The 3,149-nt window shown below is 62.4% G+C and carries 3 protein-coding genes and 1 pseudogene; all 4 read left to right on the top strand.

What is annotated here, in order from left to right:
* A pseudogene (locus ATY29_RS34920) lies at positions 1-291 on the top strand (sugar ABC transporter substrate-binding protein); the annotation flags it as partial.
* A 103-nt stretch (positions 292-394) separates the two neighbouring features.
* The gene (locus tag ATY29_RS34925) at positions 395-1,348 is read left to right on the top strand and encodes a carbohydrate ABC transporter permease (RefSeq protein ID WP_003566886.1); all 954 of its coding nucleotides are present in this window, start codon (positions 395-397) and stop codon (positions 1,346-1,348) included.
* A complete protein-coding gene (locus ATY29_RS34930; protein ID WP_097537539.1) occupies positions 1,345-2,316 on the top strand; it encodes a carbohydrate ABC transporter permease in 972 nt (323 codons plus the stop codon). The genes ATY29_RS34925 and ATY29_RS34930 overlap by 4 nt, the downstream gene beginning before the upstream one ends.
* A gap of 3 nt (positions 2,317-2,319) precedes the next feature.
* The coding region (locus ATY29_RS34935; protein WP_097537540.1) for an ABC transporter ATP-binding protein at positions 2,320-3,149 on the top strand (830 nt) is incomplete at its 3' end.

The raw sequence follows: 3,149 nt of genomic DNA on the forward strand, positions 1-3,149 counted from the left end.
ACGCTGTCGAAGAGCTTCCAGTCGGCCTTCAACGTCGTCAAGGGTTCGGTTCCCGCCCGCACCGATGTTCCCGATACCGACTTCGACGCCTGCGGCAAGAAGGGCATTGCCGATCTGAAGGCGGCCAACGAAGGCGGCACGCTGTTCGGCTCGCTGGCCCAGGGTTATGGCGCGCCTCCGGCAATCGCCAACGCCTATAAGGACGTCGTCTCGAAGTTCGTCCACGGCCAGATCAAGAGCTCCGACGAAGCCGTCACCCAGCTCGTCCAGGCGATCGACGACGCCCGCTGAGATCACGGTCGATGAACACGCTTCCCCGCGCACTTCGCGGGGAAGCTTCAGGCCCTGCGACCATTCATGCGGGGCCGATGATGCAGGGGAGGAGATGATATCCATGAGCACAGTTGCCACCACCGATCCGGTTCTGACGCCGCGACAAGCGACGAGCGTCTCGATCAGGGGCCGGCTGCAGGATGCGCTGCCGAAGATCGTGCTGGCGCCGAGCTTCGTCATCACGCTGGTCTTCGTCTACGGCTTCATCGTCTGGACGGCCTATCTCTCCTTTACCAATTCCAAGACCTTTCCCTCCTATGCGCTGACCGGCGCGCGCGCCTATCAGCGGCTGTGGCGCTGGACCTTCGAGAGCGATCCGCCATCCTCCTGGTATACCTCGATCACCAACATGGCGATCTTCGGCTTCCTCTATGTCGGTATCTGCTTGGCCCTCGGCCTGTTCCTCGCCATCCTGCTCGACCAGAAGATCCGCGGCGAGGGCTTGCTGCGGCCGATCTTCCTCTATCCGATGGCGCTCTCCTTCATCGTCACCGGCGTTGCCTGGAAGTGGTTCCTCGATCCCGGCCTCGGGCTCGAGCAGACGCTGCACCACTTCGGCTGGACGAGCTTCCACTTCGACTGGATCAAGAACAAGGACTTCGTCATCTACACCGTCGTCATCGCCGGTGTCTGGCAGGCCTCCGGCTTCGTCATGGCGATGTTCCTCGCGGGACTGCGCGGCATCGACGGCGAGATCATGAAGGCGGCACAGATCGACGGCGCTTCGCCCTTGCAGCTTTACCGGCGCATCGTCATTCCGCTGCTGCGGCCGATCTTCCTGTCGGCCTTCATCGTGCTCGCCCATATGGCGATCAAGTCCTACGACCTGGTGGTGGCGCTGACATCGGGCGGGCCGGGCGGCTCGGCCTGGCTGCCGTCCAACTTCATGTATGAATACACCTTCAAGCGCAACGAGATGGCCGTCGGCTCGGCCAGCGCCATCATCATGCTGATGACCATCTCGGCAATCATCGTGCCCTATCTCTATTCCGAACTGAAGGAGAAGGCCCGATGAGCAGTCTCACCTCTCCGATCGGCACGTCCTCATCGGCATCGGCAGCTGAAGGTGTCGAGCGCGGCAACAGCGCCCGCTGGATTGGCCGCCTGGTCATCTACGGCCTGCTGGTCATCTTCGCCATCCTCTACCTGATGCCGCTCTTCGTCATGCTGACGACCTCGTTCAAGACGATGGACGAGATCCAGGGCGGCAACATGCTGGCGCTGCCGCAGGCGCCGACGCTCGATCCCTGGGTGAAGGCCTGGGGCGAGACCTGCGTCGGGCTGACCTGCGCCGGCATCAAGGGTTACTTCTGGAACTCGATCAAGATGGTGGTGCCGGCGGTTGCGATCTCCACCATCATGGGAGCGCTCAACGGTTATATCCTGACCAAATGGCGCTTTCCCGGCCACACACTGGTGTTCGGGCTGATGCTGTTTGCCTGCTTCATCCCGTTCCAGTCGGTGCTGTTGCCGATGGCGACGATCCTCGGCTCGCTCGGCCGCTTCGGCGTGACCTTGCAGAACGCCACCGGCTTTAACTTCGGCTTCGGCAATCCGACGGTCAATCTGGTCTTCGTCCATGTCGTCTACGGCCTCGGCTTCACCACGCTGTTCTTCCGCAACTTCTACGAGGCCTTTCCGACCGAACTGGTGCGCGCCGCCCAGGTCGACGGCGCGAGCTTCTTCCAGATCTTCCGCCGCATCATGCTGCCGAACTCGCTGCCGATCATCGTCGTCACCGTCATCTACCAGTTCACCAACATCTGGAACGACTTCCTGTTTGCCTCCGCCTATGCCGGCACCGGTGACTCCATGCCGATGACGGTGGCGCTGAACAATGTCGTCAACACCTCGACCGGGGTGGTCGAATACAATGTCAACATGGCGGCGGCGATGATCGCGGCCGTTCCGACGCTCATCGTCTATATCCTCGCCGGCCGCTACTTCGTGCGTGGCCTGATGGCGGGCGCAGTCAAAGGGTAAGTCATGGCCTTCCTGGAAATCTCCGGTCTCAGAAAGCGCTTCGGCGCCGTCGATATCCTCAAGGGCATCGACCTCGAACTCGAAAAGGGCGGCTTCCTGGTGCTGGTCGGCCCGTCCGGCTGCGGCAAGTCGACCCTGCTCAACACCATCGCCGGGCTGGAGACGATCACCTCGGGTGATATCCGGATCGACGGCCGCGACATCAGCGGATTGCATCCGTCCAAGCGCGACATCGCCATGGTGTTCCAGTCCTACGCGCTCTATCCGAACATGACGGTGGCGGGCAATATCGCCTTCGGCATGGAGATCCGCGGCGTTCCGAAGGAAGAGCGGGCCAAGGCGATCAAGCAGGTCTCCGACATGCTGCAGATCGGCCATCTGCTCGACCGCAAGCCGAGCCAGCTCTCCGGCGGCCAGCGCCAGCGCGTCGCCATGGGTAGGGCGCTGGTGCGCAATCCGCAGGTCTTCCTGTTCGACGAGCCGCTCTCCAATCTCGATGCCAAGCTGCGTGTCGACATGCGCACCGAGATCAAGCGGCTGCATCAGCGCATGGGCACCACCTTCGTCTATGTCACCCACGACCAGATCGAGGCGATGACGCTGGCGACCAAGATCGCCGTGCTGAAGGACGGGGTGCTGCAGCAGTTCGGCACGCCGGCCGAGATCTATAACAGCCCATCCAATCTCTTCGTCGCCGACTTCATGGGATCGCCGGCGATGAACCTGCTCAACGCCACCGTCGAGAACGGCGCGGGCGGGCTCGAGGTCTCGCTGGAGCGGGCCAATGGCGCACCGCTGAGATTGCCTGTTATCGCAGGCAATGACGGCCTGAC

The sequence above is a fragment of the Rhizobium hidalgonense genome, assembly GCF_002914525.1.
Classification (GTDB): domain Bacteria; phylum Pseudomonadota; class Alphaproteobacteria; order Rhizobiales; family Rhizobiaceae; genus Rhizobium; species Rhizobium hidalgonense.

Coding starts and splice junctions, on each gene's coding strand:
- ATY29_RS34925 (WP_003566886.1), top strand. CDS start 395: ATGAGCACAGTTGCCACCACCGATCCGGTTCTGACGCCGCGACAAGCG.
- ATY29_RS34930 (WP_097537539.1), top strand. CDS start 1,345: ATGAGCAGTCTCACCTCTCCGATCGGCACGTCCTCATCGGCATCGGCA.